The sequence below is a fragment of the Pantoea sp. EA-12 genome, assembly GCF_030053355.1.
GTDB lineage: Bacteria > Pseudomonadota > Gammaproteobacteria > Enterobacterales > Enterobacteriaceae > Pantoea > Pantoea vagans_C.
Genome location: NZ_JASGBY010000001.1, coordinates 447830 through 470124, shown reverse-complemented (window position 1 = coordinate 470124; position 22295 = coordinate 447830). Strand labels below are relative to the sequence as shown.

The following is a 22295-nucleotide window of genomic DNA, read 5'->3' as shown; positions in this document are numbered from 1 at the left end:
CCTGGTGCTCTATGGTAGAGTTAATTAATCAATTAACTTAATTATCGCCATCCACAGGACGTCGCCGATGAAGGAAGCGCCAGCCCCCAAAGCAGAAACCGGCAGTAAAAAAACCCGCAAAACCCAGCGTGATGTGGCCGAGTTGCTGCAATCCTCCGCTTTCGACCTGTTTGCTACGCAGAACTACTCTTCTGTCCGCATTAAAGATATCGCTACCGCTACGGGTCTCAATTCGGCGCTGATTTATTACTACTTTGGATCCAAGGAAGATCTGTTTATCAAGGTGATTGAATCTGCGGTTGAGCGCGCCTTCATTCAGTTTGACGACATCAAGAGCACCGCAAACGGCCCGCGCGATCTGATTTTCCTGTGGATTGAAATTCATATCCTCCAGTTTCATCTGCTGCAAAAGCTGGCAAAAATCAGCCTTGACTACTCCAGCACCAATGGCCGCATTGCCACTATTGATAAAGCGATCAAAACGTTTTACGAAAAGGAGTCGTTGATCCTGAAAAACACCATCAAGGAAGGAATCGCCAGTGGCATATTTAATGAGGTCAATCCTGCGGATATGGCGATGTTAATCTCGACCTATCTGGATGGCGTGCTGTTCCGCAACGTGATGTTCCCGAACTTCAAATACAAACAGGCGATTAAAGTCATGCGCGATTTTGTGTTTGAGAAACTCGACAAACAGCCGCAGCCATAATCCACGGGCGGCATCACCGCCCGCTGTCGTTATCAGAATATCGTGCTGTAACGATCAATCTCCCATTGGCTAACGTGCAGGTGATAACTGTTCCACTCCTGCAATTTGTAATGGATAAATTCTTTCTTCAGTTCTTCGCCAAGCGTTGCGGCAACAAAGGGATCGGCATCAAAGGCTTCAATCGATTCCAGCAAGTTCTGCGGCAAGAACTCGATCCCCCGTTCACGACGTTCTGCCTCGCTGATGGCATAAAGATTGTCTTCATTTGGTTGGCGCGGATCGATCTTTTCACGAATCCCTTCCAGTCCCGCGGCCAGCGCCAGGGTTGCCGCCAGATAAGGGTTAACCGCACCGTCAGCATTGCGCGACTCACAGCGCCCACCACCTGCGGGCACGCGCACCGCATTGGTACGGTTGTTCGATCCCCAAGAGTTAAATACTGGCGCCCATGAGAAGTAGCTCATCGCCCCTTGACGCACCAGCCGCTTATAACTGTTTACCGTGGGTGCGAATGCCGCACAGAGCGCACGACCATGCTTCAACAGCCCGCCAATAAAGTAGTAGCCGGTATCACTTAATCCCAGTCCCCAAGGGTCGTCCGCGCTGGTGGCATCACGCTTAAACAGATTGTCTCCGCTGTGGATGTCATAGAGCGACATATTGAAATGTGCACCGGTGCCAGTTTTGTCGGCAAAGGGTTTTGGCATAGTGGTGGCGATTAACCCACGCTGTTTCGCGTAATGCTTGGCCATAAAGCGGAAGAAGATAAAGCGATCACAGCTGGTGAGCGCGTCAGCATAGTTAAAATCGAACTCATACTGAGAATTTCCATCTTCGTGATCCAGCGAATAGAGATCCCAACCCAGTGCATTAATGGTGCTGGAAACTTCATCGAGCCAGCCAAATTGATCCACAAAGCCTTGCAGGTCATAGCAGGGTTTATTCAATTTGTTGTCGGGCTCTGGCACTGATAGCGATCCATCCGCTTCACGCTTGAGCAAATAGATTTCACATTCAATGCCCAGGTTAAAACCAAATCCCATCGCGTTGGCTTGCTTAATCACATTTTGCAGGGCAACCCGCGTACTGAGCGCATAAGGTTCGCCCTTGAAGTAGTTGTCTGCTGGCATCCAGGCGATCTTAGGTTCCCAGGGTAACTGTATGATGTGATCAAGGTCGGGCATTGAGGTCAACTCATCTTCATGCGGCGACTGACCAAGGCCGTCCAGCGCATAACCGGTGTAACGTTCAGAACCTTGTGCCATCTGGTCAAGATGCCCAATCGGTACCACCTTGCCTTTCGGCACACCGTGGATATCAACGTAAGCACCCATGCAATACTCCACCCCTTTATCCATCAAGGTTTGCTTGATTTCAGCGATCTGTTGTGCGGTTTTCATCACTGCCCTGCCTTAGTCGTGTTCAACAATGTTATGGGGAATATAGGGCGCATCCAGTGCGGCAATCTCATGCGGTGTTAACGTGACCTCAAGTGCACCGAACGCATCGCTAAGATGCTGGCTGCGGGTTGCCCCCATCACGACTGAACTCACAGCCGGACGAGTAAACAGCCATGCCAGCGCAACTTGCGCCATCGGAACACCGCGAGCCTCTGCTACCTGCTGCACAACGCTGATCACCGCGTTGTCTGCCTGTTCTGTCGCGGCGTAGAGAAATTCACTGTAGCTATCATCCGCACCGCGAATACTGGCCTTCGCAGAGGCAACGGGACGCGCCAGACGTCCACGCGCCAGCGGACTCCACGGCGTGACGGCAACGCCTTCTTCCGCGCATAAGCCGAGCATTTCCCTTTCCTCTTCGCGATAGATCAGGTTGAGGTGGTTTTGCATAACGATAAAGCGGCTCCATCGTTCATACTTCTGCATCTGCAGGGCCTTAATGAACTGCCACGCGTACATTGACGACGCACCGAGATACCGCACCTTTCCCATTTTCACCAGGTCATGCAGTGCCTCCAGCGTCTCTTCAATCGGCGTTTCACTGTCCCAGCGATGGATTTCATAAAGATCGATATAATCGGTTCCCAGCCGCTTCAGGCTGTGATCGCACTCCTGCATAATCGCCTTGCGCGACAGACCTTTACTGTTCGCGCCGCTACGCATCGGGTTGAATACCTTGCTGGTGATGACGACTTCGTCACGATGGGCAAAATCTCGCAGCGCACGCCCGAGAATCTCCTCACAGGCACCTTGCGCATAGATGTTGGCGCAGTCGAAAAAGTTGATCCCCATTTCCAACGCCTCGCGAATTAACACGCGGCTTTCTGCTTCATCCAGCGTCCAACTCCGGCCACTGCGTGCCGGAGGCGCGTAGGTCACCGTCCCCAGACAAAGTGCGGAGACATCCAACCCGGAATGCCCTAACTTCACATAACGCATTACGCTTTCCTCACTCTGCCATGCGGATTTTCAGGTAGTTGGCAAGATGCCAGACGGTGGTTTCAAGGTGACTGAGCCGACCAGGTCGCGCGAGGCGAGAACGGCTGCCGCGCTGTTGCTCGGCGTTGATCCACTGATCTTCATCAATGATGGCCACGCTGCCCTGCTTCATGCCCTCGGCCGTTTGGCTGAAATTGCTCTGCTGGGCGGAATCACGTGACACCAGGACCACGCGATGCCACTGCGTTGTTGTGGTCGAGAGCGGCAAAATCGCGCTGATAGTGATGCGGTCAGGATTGAGTGAGAGCAGACAGTTGGGGTAAAGCAGCACCAATTCGCTGTAGCGCATCTGCTCATCACTCAGCCCGGCAAACGGGATGAGGCCTTCAGTCAGAATTTCACTGAGCTCACCGTTTTTGCGCAATGGCTGATGGCAAATCGTCCAGCCGGGACCGTCATCAATAATCGAGCTCAGCCGTCCTGGAAAGCTGTCCTCCAGCGTCGTGCGATGCACAGCCGCGTGGTGATAGCACTCCATAAAGGTCTCTATGGCCATCTTCCAGTTATAGGGACAGTGATAATCCAGCGTGTAAGCCGTCACCAAATCAGCGAAGTGATAGCGCTGGAAGCGATCTGTGAGCGGAGCGAGACGCTGAGCAATGGAGGGCGCGTTCACATTGAAGGTGACAAAAATCATGCCAAACACCACCTCATGCCGGATCTTTGGCAAGCTACACTGGTGGCGATCGAAATCCTGGGCCTGATTCATCGAAGGCGCGCCACTCAGCTTGCCTTGGGTGTTGTAAGTCCAGTTGTGAAAGGGACAAACGAACGATCGTCTATTGCCGCTACCCTGTGCGATCGGAGCCCAACGATGCAGACACACATTTGAGAACACCGCGATACCTTCCTCGTTTCGCAGTATGAGCAATGGCTCCCCGACGATATCCAAGGTGAAATAATCATTCACTGCCGCAATCTGAGATTCATGGCCGACAAACAGCCAGTCCTGACGGAAGACCTTGTCTTCTTCCAGTCGGAAAAAGCTGTCGCTGTTATAGGCTTCCGGCGGCAAGGTTTCGGCGCGGCTGGCATCACTTTGTTGCTGCTGAAGAATGCGCGCCAGAATACTGTCGCCGTCATCAAACACCACATCAATCTTCTCGTGAAACATCTCACTCTCCTCTGGTGCTACCAAGATAAAGTTGGGTTAACGATAATGATGCTCAACGCGGGCCTGAATCAGACTAAGCACGCTGGTGGCGGCTAAGTACCAGATGCAAGCGACGATCAATAACGGAATGTTTTCATAGGTGCGCGAATAGATGGCCTGCGCCGAATACAGCAAATCAGAAAGGGAAATCACACTCACCAGCGAGGTGGTTTTTAGCATCCCGATCACCTGATTCCCGGTGGGCGGGATGATGAAAGGGATCGCCTGAGGTAAAATCACCCGTTTGAGATACTGGCCGCGTCGCATACCTAATGCACGAGCCGCTTCCTGCTGACCATTATCAACCGATGAGATCCCAGCCCGAATGATCTCTGCCATATAAGCCGATTCATTGAGCCCCAGACCAAGAATCGCGGCGGCCAGCGGAGTAATCAGATCGTTCGTGCTGCCACTCCACAAGGTAAACAGGCCCGGAATGCCAATGCTGAACTGCGGATAAAGCGCAGCGAGGTTGTACCAAAATATCAATTGCACCAGCACCGGTGTGCCACGGAAAAACCAGATCCATCCCCGACTGAAATTCACCAGTAACGGATTAGAGGAGAGCCTCATGACGGCCAGTAGTACGCTCAACACTATCGCCAGTACCATGATCACCATCGTGAGCCAGAATGTCGTCCACAGCCCGAGCAAGATAGTGGGTGAGAACAGATATTTGCCCACCGTTGCCCACTCAAAATTCGGGTTGGTGATCATCGAATGCGCCACCATCGCGCATAAGGCCGCCAGCACCAACGCTGAAACCCAGCGACCAGGATAACGCTGTGCCACCACTTCTCGTGATGTCGCCAAGCCCGTTCTTGCCGGGTGCGGCGACGTAGTCAGTGTTTTATCTGTCATCAGCCTTCTCTTCATTGTGTTGACCGCAAGAATTAATTAACTGATTAATTAAGATCTACTGTGTTCACTCGCCGCTGTCAATTACTGTGCAGAAGCAGCATGCACTCGCGCCAGGAAATCACGCGTGCGCGGGTGGCGAGGTGACGTGAAAAAGTGTTTTGCTTCAGCGACTTCGATAATGGCACCGTTATCCATGAAAGCGACGCGATTAGCCACGTCGCGGGCAAATCCCATTTCATGCGTGACGATCACCATGGTCATGCCATCCGCCGCAAGATCGCGCATTACCGCCAGCACTTCTCCCACTAATTCGGGATCAAGCGCACTGGTGGGTTCATCAAACAGCATGAGCGTGGGTTTCATTGCCATCGCACGGGCAATGGCAACACGCTGCTGCTGACCACCCGACAGTGCAGCTGGTCGCGAATCGTAGCGATGACTCAAGCCAACACGATCTAATAATATTTTGGCTTCAGCCATCGCCTGCGCACGCGGCACTTTTTTGACGGTGATGGGTGCTTCCATCACATTTTCCAGCGCCGTCATATGACCAAACAGGTTAAAACGTTGAAAAACCATACCGATACTGATGCGGTTCCTTGCCACTTCGGCTTCTTTAAGCTCATGTAACTTTTCGCCCTGCAGGCGATAGCCCACCATACCGCCATTCACCCATAGCTCACCGCCATCAATCTTTTCCAGATGATTAATACAACGCAGAAACGTGGATTTACCTGATCCTGAAGGACCAATCAGGCACACTACTTCCCCCTGCTCGACGCGAAGGTCGACACCTTTCAAAATCTCCACGCCGTTGAACGATTTGGTGACCTGCTGTGCATCCACCATAAATGTGTTGCTCATCTTGTCTCCTGTTGAGTCATATACCAGGTGCTCAGGCCACCGCTATCAAGAATCAGCATTTGTCCGGTAAATGCAGCAGCAGCGTCAGAAGCGAGAAAAACCACACTGCGTGCCACTTCCTCGCTGGACACCGGGCGTTGCAGCGGCAACCGCGTCACCTCCTCTGCCAAAAGCGGTTCATGCGCACGCCAGTCACTTTCCTCATCCCGAATAGGACCAGGACTGATGCCACAGACACGAATACCTAATGGTGCCCATTCGATTAACATCTGCGCGGTGAGATTAACCACTGCCGCCTTTGACGGACCAAAAGCTCCGGCGTTGGGATAGCAGCGATGCGCGGAGGCACCTGCAATGTTAATGATCACCCCGCCCGGCAACATGTGCCGCGCCGTTTCGACACTCATCACGAAAGTGCCGGTTAACTGGGTGTGTACGACTTGCTGCCATTGGCTATCACTTAACGACAGCAGCGGTGCCGCCGCGCTCGATCCGGCGTTATTCACCAGTAACTGCGGTTTTCCCAGGGTTTGCGTTATCGAGGCCAGCATCGCGATCACTTCCTCGCGTTGCGTGATATCCACCAGCCAGTAAGCCGCTTCCGCGCCTTGCGCTTTCAAGGCCGCAACCGCTTGCTGTGCAGCGGTCTGATTACGCCGCCCGACCAGCGCAATCGCATAACCCTGTTGTGCCAGCCTCTGTGCCATACGTAAGCCAACACCCTGGGTGCCACCCGTAATCACGGCTGTTTTCAGGCATCGCATAGGGCCTCCTGATGAATGCTGTGCTGCGCGCGCGCTAACAGCGAAGATCCGCAGATATAGCCCCAGGTTAGATTCGGCCCCAGTGTGGTGCCTGCGCTGACAGCCCGGGTACCGATCGGATTGGCCATCGCTGCGCCTGCGCAATATAACCCTGCAATCGGCTGGCCATCACGATGCTGGACATTGCCGCTGGCATCGGTGCGCGGCCCCCCTTTGGTGGCGAGGAAGGTGCGATTAAACGGGATGGCGATAAAAGGAGGACGTTCAATGGCCTGCATTCCGCCCTGAAAACGTCGATCTGCTTTGCTGTGCGCATGGGCAAGGTGGCGCGAGTAATCACTGTCGATGCCACGCTGGCACTGAGCGTTAAAGCGCATCACGCTGTCTTCCAGGCTTCCGTTGGGTAATCCCAATTGTTGCGCTAGTTCGGCCAGTGTCTTCCCCTGACGCATCCAGCCCGGCGTCCGTCGACGGTAAAAGCGCAGCAGTGGCGCGTGCTGGAGTAATCTGGCGTCGCTGATTAGCCACGCGGGAAGATGTTGGGGGTCGCCCTTTTCATCACGTTCATCCAGCGCTTCCCCCAGATTGAATGCAAATTCATTGGTGAAACGCTTCCCAGCTTGATTAACTAAGATCGCGTTGGGCTCGTAATGAAAATAGATCGACAGACCACTCCATGGCATACCGACCGCTGCAGGAATGCCGCCACCCATATTCGCCTGATCCATATGGGCAAGTTGTGCCCCAACGGCCTCAGCGATGCGCTGCCCATCACCGCTGTTATCGCTCGGGCTGGCGATAAAGTCGTACCGTTCACCAAAGTGCCGGGTACGTCTCGCGTTATCCCATTCAAATCCACCGCTGGCGATCACCACGCCGTGCTGCGCCTGCACCGCTATTTCACGCCCCAGGTGTCGATAGCACACCCCTTTGACTTGGTGGTCGTTGTGCATCAGCAAACTTTCCACAGGCGCTTCAGTGACAAATTCGCAGCCAGCGCGCTCGCAGGCATCCAGCAGGCCTGCAATCAGCGCGGCGCCTTTGGTCAGTTCTCCTCGTATCTGGCGCAATAGCAGACGTGGCAGATAACGCAGCCCACTTCGCAGCGGCTGATGCCAGAGATCGCAATCCAGTAACTCATGATAAGTGAAGTGTTTTGGCAGAGGCGTGGCACGCAATGGCCAGCGTCGGCGTGGTGTTAAAGGGAGCGGAGCCAGCATTCTCCCCTGTTGTTTGGCTCCGGGTAAAGGCCACAAGGGGTCGCTTTCCGCTGTTAGCGCAAACCGCAAATCGCTGTGTTGTTCAAGAAAGCGCAGCATCAATGCGCCCTGCTGACTCATTTGCCGCCACAACGCCTCTTCGCTGGCTTGCCATCCATCAGGAGCAGCCGCACACAGATAGGCCAAGGCTTCTTCACAGGAGTCTTTAATACCCTGCCGGCGGGCATGATGGTTTGCGGGGACCCAAGTCGCGCCCCCAGACATCGCCGAGGTTCCACCAAGACAGGCACTTTTTTCTAATACCAGCACCCGCAATCCGCCCACGGCCGCGCGTAACGCCGCACTGAGTGCGGCGCTTCCGGACCCCATCACCACAACATCACACTGATGATGATTCATCATCGTGCTCACAGAGGCTGGGTGCTGGTCAGATTAATGCCTGGCTTATCCAGCTTCATTGCATCCAAATCCCACTTCTCCATGATTTTGTCGTAAGTGCCGGTTTCATGGAGCACATTGAGCGCTTTCAGCAACACAGCAGCCAGTTGCGTGTTCTCTTTCGCCACCACGACACCGAGGTAGTATTTCGGCATTAACGGCATCTGTACGGTGCGAATGGGATGCGGTGCCTTTTTCTTGATGTCATCAACAGAAGCGGCGTCATTAAGTACAAAATCTACACGGCCGGAATAGAGACCCAGCAATACGGCATCCGCAGAGGGTAATGTCACTTGTTGGATCGCGGGTTTACCCTGCTTGGTACAATTTGGCGTGTAGATTTCACTGATGGCTTTTTCAAAATCAGTGCCCGTTTGTACGCCCACTTTCAGACCGCATAAAGTCAGTGGATCGTTGGTGATCGACTTCTCCGTAGCCAGCGTGTAAACCTCGCTTGTGGCGTAGGCATAATTGACGAACGACACCTGTTTTTCGCGTTCGGCACTGTCAGAGATGCACTCCATGGCTACGTCATAGCGACCACTTTTCACCCCCGGGATTAAACCAGCAAAATCAATCGAGACAGGTTTTACTTTTACGCCTAACACCTGACCCAGTGCGTCCCACAGGTCAGGCTCAAAACCCACCATGGTTTTATTATCCTCAGCAAAAGACTCACATGGGGGATAGTGCGCATCGGTAACCAGGTTCAGTGTTTTGCTGCTGCGGATCTTTTCCGGCAGTTGTGCATGTAAATCAGCATGCATACTGAGCGGTGTATCAGCACCGTGAGCAACCAATGAAAGAAGTGAAGAAACAGCAAGTGAAGCAGCAACAACCAGACTTTTCATTCTCATGCTTTTAACTCCAGTAGAAAGGCACAATGCCAAAGACCCTGATGACTTAAAAAAGCAAAAAACGAAGATGGTGCATGGGGAGAACTGCAAGCGCTATGCCAAAATTTAAATAATTGATTAATTAATCTTCAGGCCAGAAGGCGCCTGACATGGCCGTTGACAGCGGGTTGGAGCGCAATCGAGGTGGTGAACATAAAATCACCAACAGAGTGCAAAACGGCCTGGTGTGGTGCAGCGGTATGAGGAAGCCGCGGTGCAAAAAGATGAGCCTTAAACAGGTGTACAACGATGTGCAAACGCATTTTTTGTGGCAAGCAAGTAGAGGTGATGTATGACAAAAGCGTATTGGTTCACTTTTGCCATACCAGTCGCAGTGTTAACGGGCGCTTCCCATTTTCCTACGGTTATGGAAACGCCTTTTCTTTTTGCTGTGGACCATAGCGTAGACAGAATAAATAATAATCACGCACAAAATAAATACTAAGGATAATAAACTCACGACAGACATACTCAGCCTTATTATTTCGTCACAATGCCTTTGGCGATATAGATTAATGCACGTTCAGAGAATGTACTTTTAATGTGCAGCCTTCGCTTGCAGTAGGAAAAGTTATTCTTGATCGTCGACCGACTACGTTGCATCAACAACGCAATATCCTCAATCGCTAAGCCTAGTGATTTCATGTAAATGATCTGCATGCTTTGCAGTGAAAGCTTCACTGAACCTTTATCATGCATTATCACTGCGCTCATGATGTAGCACATTAATTCATTAATCGGTGCGTGCATCGAGACGAAATGAATACCCTGATATATCTCGGCGCTGTCTGGATCGCTGGTCAGCACAAAAATATAGGCACTCTTACCGTAGATCTTCCTTAACCTGAACACATCCGATACTTTTGCTTCCAGCGACGTAGAGCAAGCATTAACGATGATGATACTGCTGCATTTATGCTGTTGTGGAAACCTCGCCATCATGGTTTCTGACAAACCAAGCGTAGTGAACTGGCAATCAGAATAGATGATGAGCGAGGTTAATCCGATATGGAAAACCCTGGCGTTTTTGAGTGGCACGTTTATACCTAGACTAAGCTATTTCGCTTAGAAATTATTTTAAATGATTAGCTGCTGTGCACAGTAAAACATACGCTGCAACTCACCCAGGATAAAGGTTATTTCATTATAATTTCGTTGTCTTTGCGAAAAACTTACGCATCACTCTAAGTCTTACTTAGGAAGTATATTCATTCAAATTAGTATTCGTCCTAATAAAAATTCCATCAGTATGGAATCAAAGAGTAAAATAACCCACCAGATATAATGACGATATTAATTATTCATTGAACGGCGATAAGCATGTCGGCATGTAAGTCTGCCGTAGAGCAGCATCCTAATTGGGCCAGTGTGCGGTCGATTTCCTGAATAAAATTTGAAATGGTCTGGCTTGCTCTCTCTTCGCCGCCACTGGCAACGGCATATAAAAGTGGACGCCCTAGCAAAACGGCGTCGGCTCCCAAGGCCAGTGCTTTGACTATATCGGTTCCGCGACGAAATCCGCTATCAATCATCAGCTTAAAATGACGGCCCACAGCACGACGGACATCCGCGAGGATCAACATCGGACTGATGCAACTGTCTAACTGGCGACCACCGTGATTTGACAACACCACACCGTCAGCACCTGCCTGTTGCGCCTTAATCTCATCTGCCACGGTCGTAATGCCTTTGATATAAAGCGGTCCAGACCACAATTCGCGGATCCACTTAAGGGTTTGCCAATTGATTGTCTGGTCCATCTGGCTGGCGAAATAGGCTGCAGCACCCATGCCTTGCTGATACTCCGCGGGTAAATAGGGCGTCAGATTTCCAAAGCCAGGCATGCCGTGTGGAATCAAAGTGCGGGCCAACCATCGAGGATGAAAGGCTGCATCACACAGGGCATTTAACGATAATTTCATTGGGCGGCGATAATGTGCTTTGTCGCGCTCACGGTTACCAAAATGCACCGCATCCACAGAAACCACTAAAGCCTCACAACCTGCTTGCTGTGCCCGCTGGATAAGGTCACTGGTTACACGACGGTCTTGCAAAACGTAGAGTTGAAACCATCGTGCTCCCGAGGATACCTCCGCCAGTTGTTCAAGAGAGGCAGTCGAAACCGTACTTTGAATATGCCCTATCCCCTGTTGGGCAGCGGCACGTACCAGCATCATATCGGCTTGATGGCGCAACATGCCGTTATAGCCAGTAGGTGCCACCAGCAGAGGGGCGCGCAGTTTAGTGTCTCCAATCTGACAACTCAAATCGCGCTGACTGACATCTTTAAGCACCGACGGAGCAAACTGCCAGCGATCAAACACACTCTGATTCAGCGCTAACGTCTTCTCATCATCCGCGCCACCGTCAACATAGCTGAAGACAAATGCCGGTAAGATACGTTTTGCCTCACGCCGCAATGATTGCCAGTTCAGGATCATGGTGCTGTCTCTTGATATGCAGCATAACTGCGCTGAATCGCAATTTGGTCGGCGATATACTTCGCGTCGTGCCATACACCCCAGATAAAGGTCGATCCGCGTCGTGACTGCCACGGTAAACCAAGAAAATAGATCCCTGATTCGCGTGACACTCCGCGCTGATGAATCGGACGCTGCCGATCGTCAAAGCAGTCCACATCCAGCCAACCATAATCCGTAGCGTATCCCGTGGCCCAAATGATGGTTTGAATATTTTCGTCTGCGAGGTTAAGAGCCAAAACCGGATGAGTCATACATTCGGGATCATCGAGCAAAATTCGCGCTTCGGGCTCTGCTGGCAAGTCGGCTCCATTTCGCTCAACCCAAGCGTCTGCCGCGTCCAGCACCGAGAGGTAGTTTTCGTCGCCGTTACGAACATTTTCGCGCAGGTCATCGGCAAACTGCACATTGCCATCGTTGAACTGGCGCGTCACACCCGTCAGACGAATTCCTTGTTGGGCGAGGCGTCGGAAATCGATAGTTTCTCCTCCGCGTGCGCCACTCACCGCGATGGTTACGTGCTCTTTATGCGCCTCTTTGGTTACCGCATCCCACATGCCTAACACGCCCAACCACCAGCAATAATCTCTGCCTCGGTAAGCTCGAGGTGGGCGGTCGTGCGGACCAACCGATAACCAAACCTGACGTCCGGCGCGTTGCAGCTCATCGGCAATCTGCACCCCGGAGGATCCCGCACCCACGACTAACACCTCACCCTCAGGAAGTTGCTGTGGACTTTTATATTCGGCTGAATGCAGTTGATGAACACGCTGCTTATCGGGGGCGATCGCCGGAATTAATGGGCGATGGAAGGGGCCAGAAGCCGCCACCACGCGTTGTGCCTGAATAGTCCCTTCACTGGTCTCAACGGTAAAACCACTGCAACCCGAGTTGCGCGTGACTTTATTGACTGAGACACCCGTGCGGATAGGTGCTTTGAATTGTTCAGCATATTTTTCAAAGTAATCCGCTACCGCATCTTTAGCCACAAAACTGTCTGGATGCGCATCAAATAAGCGGTTTGGAAAGCGATCGTGCCATGCAGGGCCGTTCGCGACTAAAGAATCCCAACGCCCGCTGCGCCATGCTTCCGCGATGCGTTTCTTTTCCAGCACCAGATGGGGAATTTTCAATGCTGTCAGGTGCTCACTCATGGCAATGCCCGCCTGCCCTGCGCCAACCACTAATGTATCAATTTCAGTTGGCATAATCGGGCTCCTCACGATCCAGAATACGTTTCATTTCTTCAAAGTGAGCGATGGAGAAATCACGAATTCCCTCCCAATCCTGAGCGGTCTTTTCTGCCACCCCTGCGGACAACACTTTCAGGGGTTGTTGCGTTGCATACGCCTGAACCAAAATCTGACACGCACGTTCCAGCGTATACATATCGTCAAAGGCTTCACCAATGGTTTCAGATGTCACCATGACGCCGTGATTCCCCATCATCAGACGCGATTTATTACCGAGCAGAGCGACCAATCGTGCCCCTTCATCTTCTGTGTCAGCCATTCCACCAAACGCCCGGTCTACGGCCACGCGATTAAAGTAACGCGCGGTATTCTGCTCAATGGGCATGATGGTGGGATCGGCTAAGGTTGAAAGCGTGGTGGCAAAGACGGGATGCAGGTGCATCGCCACACGAATATGTGGGGCACGTCGATGCAATTGACCATGAATCGCCCAGGCGGTGGGATCAACCACGCCATTTTCCATGCTGCTGGCATCATCCGCATCAAGGAGAATAAGATCGCTGGCGCGCACGGTGGAGAAATGCTGCCATTTTCGGTTCATCAAAAAGCGACGCCCATCAGCAGATACCGCAGCACTGAAATGATTGGCCACGGCTTCATGCATGCCTAACCGGGCAAAAAGTCGAAATGATGCGGCCAAATCAATACGAATCTGTTTTTCATTCATTACGCTTTACCTCAACTGGACACGCGTTTACTGCGTGGTTTCACCATTTGCATCGCAGCAAACAGTACGATGACCACTAGCAGCACCATGGTCGAAGCTGCCGCCAGTGTTGGACTCACCTGCAACAGGATGTCGTCCCACATTTGTTTGGGAATGGTGGTTTTCATCCCGCCGCCCATGAACAATGCAACGGTCAACTCTTCAAAGGAGGTCAGGAAACCAATAACAAATGCGGCCGCTAAGCCCCCTTTGATCGACGGCAACGTGATACGCCGCAATACTTGCCACTTACTGGCACCGAGCGTGGCAGCCGCGTGATCCAGTCGCCAGTCATGCCCTTGGAAGGTCGTCAGCAGAATCACAAACACCATAGGTAAAGCAATCACCACATGCCCTATGGCGATACCGGTATTCGTCGCCACCAGGCCCAGTTGCGCGGCGAAATAAAACAGCGCAATGGCAATCACAATCGAGGGGATCATCATCGGCAGCAGGAACAAGAAGAACAGCCAGCCTCGGACGCGGCTTTGAGAACGCGAGACGCTCAGGGCAGCCATCGCGCCCAGTGCGCAGGTCACCAGGCCAACGACAATACCAATACCAAATGAGCGTATTGTGGCCCCTACCCACAGCGGCGAATTAAACCAAACCTCAAACCACTTCAGGCTAAAGCCCTGTGGCGGGAAGGTGAGAAAGCTGGCGTTGGTAAAGGACATGGGAATGACCGCCAGCACGGGGAAAAGCAGGACCATCAGGGTAAAACAGGCATAAATACCCAGCATGTTTATGCGTAGAATGCGCCCCACACTGTTGTCATAAAGGCGCATCCACATTGATGCGAGCAGCGCCAGGCTATTGACCAGCCATAAGCCCAGCCGACGCAACAGGCGACTGCGCGAAGACGGCACATGCTGACTCTCACCAGCTAATGAAGAGAGACCAAAGATCAGGTTGTAGACGATACAACTGATCAACGCGGCCAGCACCAGCACCACCGCCAGCGCACTGCCCAATTGCCAGTTTTGCAATTCATTGATCTGCATAATGATCATCTGACCCAACATCATTTCACGCGGACTGCCCAAAAACGTTGGAGTAATAAAGAAACCCAGACTGCTGATAAAGACTAATAAACCCGCCGCTGCCACACCCCGCATGGATTGAATAAAGAACACACGCCAAAAAGCTTGCGCACGATCCGCTCCGAGGGTTGCGGCTGCCAGGGTGAGACGTCGATCGAGCTGATTCATCACTGGCAGCATCGTTACCACGGCTAACGGCAGCAACGTGTGCACCATGGCGAAAATCACGATGCTGCGATTAAACAGAAAGTGAACGCTGCTGAAACCCAGCGCCTGCATCACGCTTTCTGCGAAACCATTCCGTCCCAGCAGAATCAGCCAGGTAAAGTTCTTTACCAGCGTGCTGCTCCAGAACGACAGCAGGACCACCAGCGAGAGAATCTGTTGACTGCGCTTTGACAATCCTGCCAACCAATACGCCAACGGATATCCTAATACCAGGCACCACGCTGTAGTCCAAAAAGCGATATTGAAGGTATTAAGCAACACACGGTTATACACGCCCGATCCAAAAAACCGGGCGAATGCAGAAAATGAGAAGGCCCCGCTGCGATCAAACAGGCTCAGGCTGAAGATGCGCAGAGACGGCCAAATCAAGAAGAGCAGCAGAAAAATTACCCCAGGCAGTGCCAGCCACAACGGGCCTAATCGAGGAATCTGCAGTGTTCTGCGCGGTTTTTTGCCGACTTCAACCAGGCTGGTCATGGTTTTACCCTCCACCCCTTATCGGCTATGGCGATTAGCTGGACGCGCCAATCCCAGATGCTCTCGCAGGGTATTACCGCTATAGGCAGTGCGGTAAACGCCTCGACGTTGCATCTCGGGAATCACTTTGTGAATAAAGTCCGTGAGATCGTCTGGCACGACATGGAAGCTCATCATGAAGCCATCCGCCGCACCACTCTCCATCCACTCCATCATGTGATCAGTGATCTGGTTGGGGGTCCCACACAAGGTCACTTTGCCGCGCTCATAGCTGGAATAGAGCTGACGCAGCGTGAGTTTCTGCTCGCGAATCATGCCGGCGATCTGGTTGAAATAGGCCTGATGGAAATTCGCCTTTGCTGGAATGAGATCAACCGGCACGGGCTCATCCAGAGGCAATCCACTGAGGTCGGTCTCAAGATCGGCGCTAAGGCGCATGCGACCCACATCAGGATGAATCAGACGTTGCAGCTCCTGATACTTATCGTGCGCTTCTGCCTCACTCTCCCCGACCATTACCGACAGTCCGGCCATTATCTTCATAGAATCAGGATCGCGGCCAAATTGCGGCAAACGACCTTTTAGGTCAGCATAGAACTTCTGCCCAGCGGCCAGCGTCGGGTCCGACGCAAACACCACCTCAGCGGTTTCAGCCGCGAAGTTTTTCCCAGTCTCAGAGGAGCCCGCCTGAATAATCACCGGACGCCCCTGCGGCGTGCGCCGGATGTTGAGACCGCCAAACACTTTGAAGTATTTACCCTGATGATCGGTGACGTGATATTTCGCCGGGTCGTAATAAGTCACAGACTCACGGTCATAGACAAAGGCGTCGTCTTCCCAGGTGTCCCACAAGCTTTCCACCACCCGATAAAACTCATGTGCTTTCACATAGCGCTCGTCATGCGGCGGCAACTTGTCGAGCCCATAATTGCGGGCAGCATAATCATTGGCCGAGGTGACAATATTCCAGCCAGCACGCCCATGGGAAATATGGTCAAGCGAGGCGAACAAGCGCGCAATGTTGTACGGCTCGTAAAAGCTGGTTGACGCCGTCGCACCCAAGCCAATGTGTTGGGTTGCGCCCGCAATCGCCGACAGCAACGTGACGGGTTCAAAGCGGTTGTTGTATTCCGGATTACGGCTGTGAACATGCAAATTATCGGTGCGTGTAGCCGGGGTATCTGCAATGAAGAAAAGGTCAAACAACCCTTTTTCAGCCAGTTGTGCCACCGAACGGTAGTAATCGATATCGGTGGCCGCATCCAGTGGTGCACTGCTTTTTAGCCAACAGGCGGGATGGTCCCCTTGTGGTTGGGCTAATAAACCAAGATGGATCTGTCGTTGGGTCATGGCAACACTCCTGAACAGTGATGATTAGCCCTCAAGGAGCCATTCCTGGAAACGTTCATTCACGGCATCGTAGTTTTTCGACCACCACGCTTCATCACGACGCTGCAAGCCTTCCAGATTTTCTGGATAAGTGGTCAGCAACTGCGCTTTACTCTGTTCCATCATTTTCAACGCATTCGGGTTACTCGGCCCGTTGCTGGTCATCGCCGAGTAAATCGCCTGACGTTCTGGGTGCATGCAATAGCGCACAAAAGCCTGTGCCTGTTTGAGATTTGGCGTGCCGGCGACTATCGACCAACCGTCCACGCTGTAGGTGCCTTGCCACGCGATATTGACCGGCGCACCCGATTTGATTGCCGCAATGGCACGCGCATTCCAGGTATCCGACATATCCACTTCGCCGCTCTGCAGCAGTTGGGTGTTCTGCGCACCGTTCGACCACCAGACCGAAACAGACTGGCGAATCTTGTCCATTGACTTCATGGCCCGTTCCACATCCAGCGGATAAAGATCTTTCGGCGCGACGCCGTCTGCCAGCAGCGCCATTTCCAGCGTGCCGCTGGGTGAGCGGTAGAGTGCCCGGCGGCCGGCATATTTTTCAGTATCCCAGTAGTCTGCCCAGCCCTTCGGCGCATCGCCCTTGAACTTGTCGGTGCGGTAAGCCATCACCGTGCCCCAAACCGAGAAACCAAACCAATTTGGTGTCACCATGCCAGGGAGAATGTCTTTGCTGTCTGGCATGTCCAGCGGAGCGATATAGTTTTTATCTTGTGTTAAACGCTGCACGTTATCTGGCGTGACCATGGCCAGGTCCCAGATATGGGACCCCGCATCAACCGCCACTTTAAACTGGGTAACGGGATCGGATTCATGTGCCACATTAGTGATACGAATCCCGGTTTCTTTCTCGAAAGGATCGTAAAACGCAGCGCGCAATGCGGGTGCCAGTGCGCCGCCGTTGTCGGCAACGATTAAAGTGTTGTCAGCTGAGAACGCGCGAGGAATCCACAATGAAGGCGCAGACAGGGCTGCACCGGTTACGGCAACGGTCTTGATAAAATCCCGTCTGCTGGCTGGTTTTTTCAACATGAATCATCACTCCAGATTATTGATAAACAGGAAAATCAATGAAATGTGCCACTGTTGCGACACTCAGGATCCAATCAGGCGTACATCGGTGGTTTGCCACTGCAGCCCAACCCGATCTCCCAGCTGACGCGGCAGATGGCCCGCGCTCTGACGAGCGGTCATCAGGGTGCCGCTGGCGAGTTTAATCAGCAGGCGTGTTTCCGATCCGACGTAGATGCTTTCCACCACTTCACCTTGCAGATAGCCCCCTTGCTCGGCCAACGCGATGTACTCCGGTCGAATAACCATCGTGGCGTGCTTCTGGCCTGCAGGCAGCGTCGCGGGAAGCGGCAATTCGCCATCTGCACAACGAAGGAAACCTTGCGCTGTCACTTCGCCACTAAGTTTGTTAGAGATACCGATAAAGTCCGCGACGAAGGCGGTTCGCGGGCTCTCATAAATCTCAAACGGCGTACCAATTTGTTCGATTTTTCCGGCATTCATCAGGCAAACGCGGTCAGACAGGGCCAGCGCCTCTTCCTGGTCATGGGTGACGAAGATAATGGTGGCGCCGGTTTCGCGGTGAATGCGCTTGATCTCGACCTGCATGTTTTCACGCAGCTGTCGGTCCAGCGCAGACAGCGATTCATCCATCAGGATGAGTGAGGGCTGATATACCAGGCAGCGGGCCAGAGCGATGCGTTGTTGTTGGCCACCTGACAGTTCACGGGTAAAACGATGTCCGAAATTTGCCAGGCCAACCATCTCAAGCGCGTGTGCGACTTTATGGCGAATTTCCGCTGCGGAGGCGCGGCGCATTTGAAGCGGAAAAGCGATGTTTTCATCGACGGTAAGATGGGGAAACAAAGCGTAGTTTTGGAAAACCACACCGATGTCACGCTGATGCGTGGGTGCACAGGTTTTATTCACGCCATCAATAAATAGCTCACCCCCACTGGGTGTTGTCAGGCCACAAATGAGTTGTAGCAGCGTGGTTTTACCCGAACCGGATGGCCCCAGCAAAGTGAGTAACTCACCGGTGCGAACCTCAAGGTCGACAGGGTGTAATGCTGTGGTTGCACCATATTGTTTGCTCAAGCCAGCAGTGCGCATTTTTATTTCCGGCATGGCAACAGAAGAATGAATTTCCTCCCGGAGAGAGAAATAGGACATAGTGCGCTCCTGATGCAGGTGAACATTATCAATTTATAATCATCTGGCAATCACGGGCTTAGTTAGCGATGTCCGCGTGATAATAAAGCGTGCATTTCTTCTCGAGGACACTATGCGATCGATAAACAAAATCATGCAATTAGCAATTATCTTCACTGACCATTTAAAAAAACTATAACATGATTAAAGTCAACGATTACAGGCACATACCAAATCCAGACGAGAACATCAAAGTAATAATTAATAATTAATTCACTTTCAAACTCAAAAAATAAATATAAAACACGCCCTGTGATGACGCAATTAACGCGCAAAAAAGAGGCGTAAGGCATGATGGTAGTGCAAAGGCACTAATATAAGAAAAGTGTATCTTAACCATATGGCACAATAATTAATAACCCCGTTCTTTCTCGAATAACAAAGGCAAGGGCTGTCCGGCGCGGTCGGCTTTAATCACCGCAATCGCATGATCTGCTTTAGATTGATTCGATATCAAAGAAGCCACGTGGCTGGTAATGATGATGTTGGGGTGTCGCCACAACCGATCATTAAATGGCAGAGGTTCCTGAGGAAACACATCCAATATGGCACTCGTTAGATGACCACTCTCCAGCGCACGCAGCAGAGCGTCACCATCGAGTTGCTGCCCACGACCAGCATTAATCAAACTGGCACCAAACGGAAGTTGATGGATGACCTCATCATTAATGAGATTTCGCGTTTGCGGCGTATCAGGTAACAAATTGACCAACACATCACTCTCAGCTAAGAACGCGGGCAAGTTTAAGTAGCCACTAAACGCGTTAATCCCCGGCAATACGCTTGCACTGCGCGACCAGCCATTTACGACAAATCCATTTGCCAGCAACCGTTGTGCTGCCGCCTTGCCCAGATTGCCCATGCCAAGGATGCCCACACGCGTGTGACTGACTCTTCCACCACGTAGCTGATTTGCCCAACGCTGTTCACGCTGTGCCGCAATGATCTGCGGCATCTGCCTTACTAACATGTAGGCCGCCATTGTGACGTAATCGGCCATGCGCGCTGCAGTTTCATCTGTCACCATGCGCGTCACAGGAATGTGAGCAGGGAGCATTGGATCACAGGTTATATGATCGACACCCGCACCTTCACTGATAATAACCCGCAGATGAGGAAATCGCGCCAGCCGTCCAGGTTCTGGCTGCCATACCAGAGCGTAGCTTACTGATGAAGGATCTACCGTTGTGTCATCCCATAACGCCAGTTGGATACCGGGAATTGCGCGATCAAAATAGGTTTGCCATTCCGCCAACTCATCACAATGAATAAAATTCAGCAGTAAGACCGAAGAGGCACTATTCATCACCGGGTACGCCATAACTAGGGGCTTCTCGCGGGTCAAGGGCACGGGTCACGTAGGCTTCCATCTGCGGTTCGTAGGCTTGCCAGAGCTGTATAAGTGACTGAACCGGATTTTGCTCAACCCAATCCACGCGCAGATCCACCAGCGGCCAGGCATAGTCATCCACGACTTTGACTGCTGCTGAATGCTCGGGTCCCATTTCGCCGCCGCGATCAATTCCCGCCTGTAATGCCGCCAGTAAGCGCGTGGTCAGCTCTCCCTGCGTCTCCACAAAAGCTGTCACCATGGCATTGATGACTGCGCGATCCGCTAACATATTGCCTGCCGCAACGCAGTTGTCGCCTTCCACCACATGCCAAATTCCCAGCATTTTGCTGCCGCTGGCATGCGCGGTGTTTCCTGCCGCATCAATGACGGCAACCTGACGATATTCTCTGAAACGGTCTTCCGCCAGAGTCATGTTTAGCGCTTGCTGAATCGACAGGCCATGTTCTAACTGCGTCAGAATTTGTTGCCCTAATAAAGGCAGTGTGATGTTTTGACTCGACACGGCTCCCACACCGGCCATCAGCCACGGGCAACGCGCACCAACGGCAATACTGGACGAACTAATGGCAATACCCAGTTGCCCAGATTCCACGCAGCGCGCCGTAATCGAAAGCGTCATATATCCTCCCGGAAATACAATGTTGGAGAAATAGGCGATGAAGTGATTAATGTGAATGTTGAGACTATGTGAATTAATTAAGGGTTAAAACTATTAAAAATTTACTTAGCCTATATAAAAATTATTAACCTCACCTTCATATTATTTTATTATCACCCTGATTTAGTCGGCCTTAACTCTGCCTTGCGGCAGTACTCCATAAACAATCGGGCGGGATGTGTGGGTTCATTATTTTCTAGATAGGCCATAATCAACGTTGAGGCTTCCATTTCATCTTCAATATCCAGTTGAACTAACCTCTCTCCGTCGTAGGTTTGATCGGTAAATGGACGCGTCACCAGTACAGAAAACCCCAATCCCTGACCTACCATGCAGCGAACCATTTCGATTGAAGGCGAACTGTAAGCCACCTCGGGATGATAACCTTTGGATTTAAAAATGCTGATAAAGTAATTTTTGCTTGGCACTGCATCTAACAAAATCATGGGTTCCTGACTTAATTCCTTTAGGGTAACCTGAGTCTGTTGCGCCAGTCGATGATGCGCGGGTAACAAGGCGTAAGGTTTGTGTGGCGCGTTGAGCTTCTCCTTGTAGATAGAATTATCCAGTTCTAAATCATAGAGAAAGGCGAGATCAAAGCGCCCACGATGTAAGCCATGCATGATTTCGTGCTGTTCACCGTCATAGAGTTGGATTCTGATCTCCGGGTAAAGGCGGCTAAAACCAGCGATCAATCGCGGCAAATAGAGTGGAGCCGCAGACTCAAAGCAGCCAATCGCTATCGTTCCTGATATCAATTCATTATCTGCACGTGAGTTCTGTTCAAATTCATAGGACAACCGCAGCAACTCTTTGGCTTTTTCATAAAATCGTCGCCCTGCAGGCGTAAGCGAAACGCCTTGCGCGTGATGACGCATTAATAATTGCTGTTCAAACGTTTCTTCAAGGTTTTTTATTGCGATTGATATTGAGGGTTGCGCGATATGCAATTGCCGGGAGGCCTCTGCAAAACTTTCAGTCTCTACCACCGTAACGAAATATTTGAGTTGCTTTAGAGTGAAACGCGTCATATTCACACCGCCAATGATGATGACCAGGCGAAATGAGTTCACCCATGAAAGGGTCATAATGCAAGCGATGT

Annotated in this window: 20 protein-coding genes; 1 reads left to right on the top strand and 19 read right to left on the bottom strand. The window is 51.9% G+C overall.

Annotated elements, in window-relative coordinates:
* Positions 1 to 67 precede the first annotated feature (67 nt).
* Positions 68 to 709: a TetR/AcrR family transcriptional regulator gene (locus tag QMZ30_RS02180; RefSeq protein WP_283226192.1), complete on the top strand. Its 642-nt coding sequence runs from the start codon at positions 68 to 70 to the stop codon at positions 707 to 709.
* A 32-nt stretch (positions 710 to 741) separates the two neighbouring features.
* Here the strand turns inward: QMZ30_RS02180 and glnT are convergent, their stop codons facing one another.
* The 19 genes from glnT to QMZ30_RS02085 all read right to left on the bottom strand — a co-directional run bounded on the left by glnT (position 742) and on the right by QMZ30_RS02085 (position 22224).
* Positions 742 to 2109, bottom strand: a complete 1368-nt coding sequence (gene glnT / locus QMZ30_RS02175) for a type III glutamate--ammonia ligase (RefSeq protein ID WP_283226191.1) — start codon at positions 2107 to 2109, stop codon at positions 742 to 744.
* A gap of 12 nt (positions 2110 to 2121) precedes the next feature.
* A complete protein-coding gene (locus QMZ30_RS02170; RefSeq protein WP_283226190.1) occupies positions 2122 to 3108 on the bottom strand; it encodes an aldo/keto reductase in 987 nt (328 codons plus the stop codon).
* A 10-nt stretch (positions 3109 to 3118) separates the two neighbouring features.
* Positions 3119 to 4282 carry an aromatic ring-hydroxylating oxygenase subunit alpha gene (locus tag QMZ30_RS02165; protein ID WP_283226189.1) on the bottom strand — a complete coding sequence of 388 codons (1164 nt, stop codon included), beginning with the start codon at positions 4280 to 4282 and terminating at the stop codon, positions 3119 to 3121.
* 36 nt (positions 4283 to 4318) lie between these two features.
* A complete protein-coding gene (locus QMZ30_RS02160; RefSeq protein WP_283226188.1) occupies positions 4319 to 5182 on the bottom strand; it encodes an amino acid ABC transporter permease in 864 nt (287 codons plus the stop codon).
* 81 nt (positions 5183 to 5263) lie between these two features.
* Positions 5264 to 6046 (bottom strand): amino acid ABC transporter ATP-binding protein, encoded by a 783-nt coding sequence (locus QMZ30_RS02155; protein WP_283226187.1) that lies wholly within the window; start codon positions 6044 to 6046, stop codon positions 5264 to 5266.
* Positions 6043 to 6810 (bottom strand): SDR family NAD(P)-dependent oxidoreductase, encoded by a 768-nt coding sequence (locus QMZ30_RS02150; protein WP_283226186.1) that lies wholly within the window; start codon positions 6808 to 6810, stop codon positions 6043 to 6045. Before QMZ30_RS02150 ends, QMZ30_RS02155 begins: the two co-directional genes overlap by 4 nt.
* Positions 6798 to 8432 (bottom strand): FAD-dependent oxidoreductase, encoded by a 1635-nt coding sequence (locus QMZ30_RS02145; RefSeq protein WP_283226185.1) that lies wholly within the window; start codon positions 8430 to 8432, stop codon positions 6798 to 6800. Before QMZ30_RS02145 ends, QMZ30_RS02150 begins: the two co-directional genes overlap by 13 nt.
* Before the next feature lie 5 nt (positions 8433 to 8437).
* Positions 8438 to 9325 carry an ABC transporter substrate-binding protein gene (locus QMZ30_RS02140; RefSeq protein ID WP_283226184.1) on the bottom strand — a complete coding sequence of 296 codons (888 nt, stop codon included), beginning with the start codon at positions 9323 to 9325 and terminating at the stop codon, positions 8438 to 8440.
* A gap of 519 nt (positions 9326 to 9844) precedes the next feature.
* Positions 9845 to 10402 carry a hypothetical protein gene (locus QMZ30_RS02135; protein WP_283226183.1) on the bottom strand — a complete coding sequence of 186 codons (558 nt, stop codon included), beginning with the start codon at positions 10400 to 10402 and terminating at the stop codon, positions 9845 to 9847.
* 263 nt (positions 10403 to 10665) lie between these two features.
* The gene (locus QMZ30_RS02130) at positions 10666 to 11805 is read right to left on the bottom strand and encodes an alpha-hydroxy acid oxidase (protein WP_283226182.1); all 1140 of its coding nucleotides are present in this window, start codon (positions 11803 to 11805) and stop codon (positions 10666 to 10668) included.
* Positions 11802 to 13052 carry a flavin-containing monooxygenase gene (locus QMZ30_RS02125; protein WP_283226181.1) on the bottom strand — a complete coding sequence of 417 codons (1251 nt, stop codon included), beginning with the start codon at positions 13050 to 13052 and terminating at the stop codon, positions 11802 to 11804. Before QMZ30_RS02125 ends, QMZ30_RS02130 begins: the two co-directional genes overlap by 4 nt.
* On the bottom strand, positions 13042 to 13764 hold the full coding sequence (locus QMZ30_RS02120) for a class II aldolase and adducin N-terminal domain-containing protein (protein WP_283226180.1): 723 nt from the start codon (positions 13762 to 13764) through the stop codon (positions 13042 to 13044). Before QMZ30_RS02120 ends, QMZ30_RS02125 begins: the two co-directional genes overlap by 11 nt.
* An 11-nt stretch (positions 13765 to 13775) precedes the next feature.
* Positions 13776 to 15551 (bottom strand): ABC transporter permease subunit, encoded by a 1776-nt coding sequence (locus QMZ30_RS02115; protein ID WP_283226179.1) that lies wholly within the window; start codon positions 15549 to 15551, stop codon positions 13776 to 13778.
* Between the two features lie 18 nt (positions 15552 to 15569).
* Positions 15570 to 16901, bottom strand: a complete 1332-nt coding sequence (locus QMZ30_RS02110) for an LLM class flavin-dependent oxidoreductase (RefSeq protein WP_283226178.1) — start codon at positions 16899 to 16901, stop codon at positions 15570 to 15572.
* A 24-nt stretch (positions 16902 to 16925) separates the two neighbouring features.
* Positions 16926 to 17990 (bottom strand): extracellular solute-binding protein, encoded by a 1065-nt coding sequence (locus tag QMZ30_RS02105; RefSeq protein ID WP_283226177.1) that lies wholly within the window; start codon positions 17988 to 17990, stop codon positions 16926 to 16928.
* Between the two features lie 63 nt (positions 17991 to 18053).
* Positions 18054 to 19082, bottom strand: a complete 1029-nt coding sequence (locus QMZ30_RS02100; protein ID WP_283226176.1) for an ABC transporter ATP-binding protein — start codon at positions 19080 to 19082, stop codon at positions 18054 to 18056.
* A gap of 451 nt (positions 19083 to 19533) precedes the next feature.
* A complete protein-coding gene (locus QMZ30_RS02095) occupies positions 19534 to 20526 on the bottom strand; it encodes a 2-hydroxyacid dehydrogenase (protein ID WP_283226175.1) in 993 nt (330 codons plus the stop codon).
* Positions 20480 to 21154 carry a DUF1028 domain-containing protein gene (locus QMZ30_RS02090; protein WP_283226174.1) on the bottom strand — a complete coding sequence of 225 codons (675 nt, stop codon included), beginning with the start codon at positions 21152 to 21154 and terminating at the stop codon, positions 20480 to 20482. Before QMZ30_RS02090 ends, QMZ30_RS02095 begins: the two co-directional genes overlap by 47 nt.
* A 152-nt stretch (positions 21155 to 21306) precedes the next feature.
* Positions 21307 to 22224, bottom strand: coding sequence for a LysR family transcriptional regulator (locus tag QMZ30_RS02085; protein WP_283226173.1), 918 nt, complete (start codon positions 22222 to 22224; stop codon positions 21307 to 21309).
* Between the last annotated feature and the right edge of the window lie 71 nt (positions 22225 to 22295).

Coding starts and splice junctions, on each gene's coding strand:
- QMZ30_RS02115 (WP_283226179.1), bottom strand. CDS start 15,551: ATGACCAGCCTGGTTGAAGTCGGCAAAAAACCGCGCAGAACACTGCAG.
- QMZ30_RS02150 (WP_283226186.1), bottom strand. CDS start 6,810: ATGCGATGCCTGAAAACAGCCGTGATTACGGGTGGCACCCAGGGTGTT.
- QMZ30_RS02090 (WP_283226174.1), bottom strand. CDS start 21,154: ATGACGCTTTCGATTACGGCGCGCTGCGTGGAATCTGGGCAACTGGGT.
- QMZ30_RS02120 (WP_283226180.1), bottom strand. CDS start 13,764: ATGAATGAAAAACAGATTCGTATTGATTTGGCCGCATCATTTCGACTT.
- QMZ30_RS02170 (WP_283226190.1), bottom strand. CDS start 3,108: ATGCGTTATGTGAAGTTAGGGCATTCCGGGTTGGATGTCTCCGCACTT.
- QMZ30_RS02100 (WP_283226176.1), bottom strand. CDS start 19,082: ATGCGCACTGCTGGCTTGAGCAAACAATATGGTGCAACCACAGCATTA.
- QMZ30_RS02110 (WP_283226178.1), bottom strand. CDS start 16,901: ATGACCCAACGACAGATCCATCTTGGTTTATTAGCCCAACCACAAGGG.
- QMZ30_RS02125 (WP_283226181.1), bottom strand. CDS start 13,052: ATGCCAACTGAAATTGATACATTAGTGGTTGGCGCAGGGCAGGCGGGC.
- QMZ30_RS02165 (WP_283226189.1), bottom strand. CDS start 4,282: ATGTTTCACGAGAAGATTGATGTGGTGTTTGATGACGGCGACAGTATT.
- QMZ30_RS02085 (WP_283226173.1), bottom strand. CDS start 22,224: ATGACGCGTTTCACTCTAAAGCAACTCAAATATTTCGTTACGGTGGTA.
- QMZ30_RS02160 (WP_283226188.1), bottom strand. CDS start 5,182: ATGACAGATAAAACACTGACTACGTCGCCGCACCCGGCAAGAACGGGC.
- QMZ30_RS02140 (WP_283226184.1), bottom strand. CDS start 9,325: ATGAGAATGAAAAGTCTGGTTGTTGCTGCTTCACTTGCTGTTTCTTCA.
- QMZ30_RS02130 (WP_283226182.1), bottom strand. CDS start 11,805: ATGATCCTGAACTGGCAATCATTGCGGCGTGAGGCAAAACGTATCTTA.
- QMZ30_RS02155 (WP_283226187.1), bottom strand. CDS start 6,046: ATGAGCAACACATTTATGGTGGATGCACAGCAGGTCACCAAATCGTTC.
- QMZ30_RS02180 (WP_283226192.1), top strand. CDS start 68: ATGAAGGAAGCGCCAGCCCCCAAAGCAGAAACCGGCAGTAAAAAAACC.
- QMZ30_RS02145 (WP_283226185.1), bottom strand. CDS start 8,432: ATGATGAATCATCATCAGTGTGATGTTGTGGTGATGGGGTCCGGAAGC.
- QMZ30_RS02105 (WP_283226177.1), bottom strand. CDS start 17,990: ATGTTGAAAAAACCAGCCAGCAGACGGGATTTTATCAAGACCGTTGCC.
- glnT (WP_283226191.1), bottom strand. CDS start 2,109: ATGAAAACCGCACAACAGATCGCTGAAATCAAGCAAACCTTGATGGAT.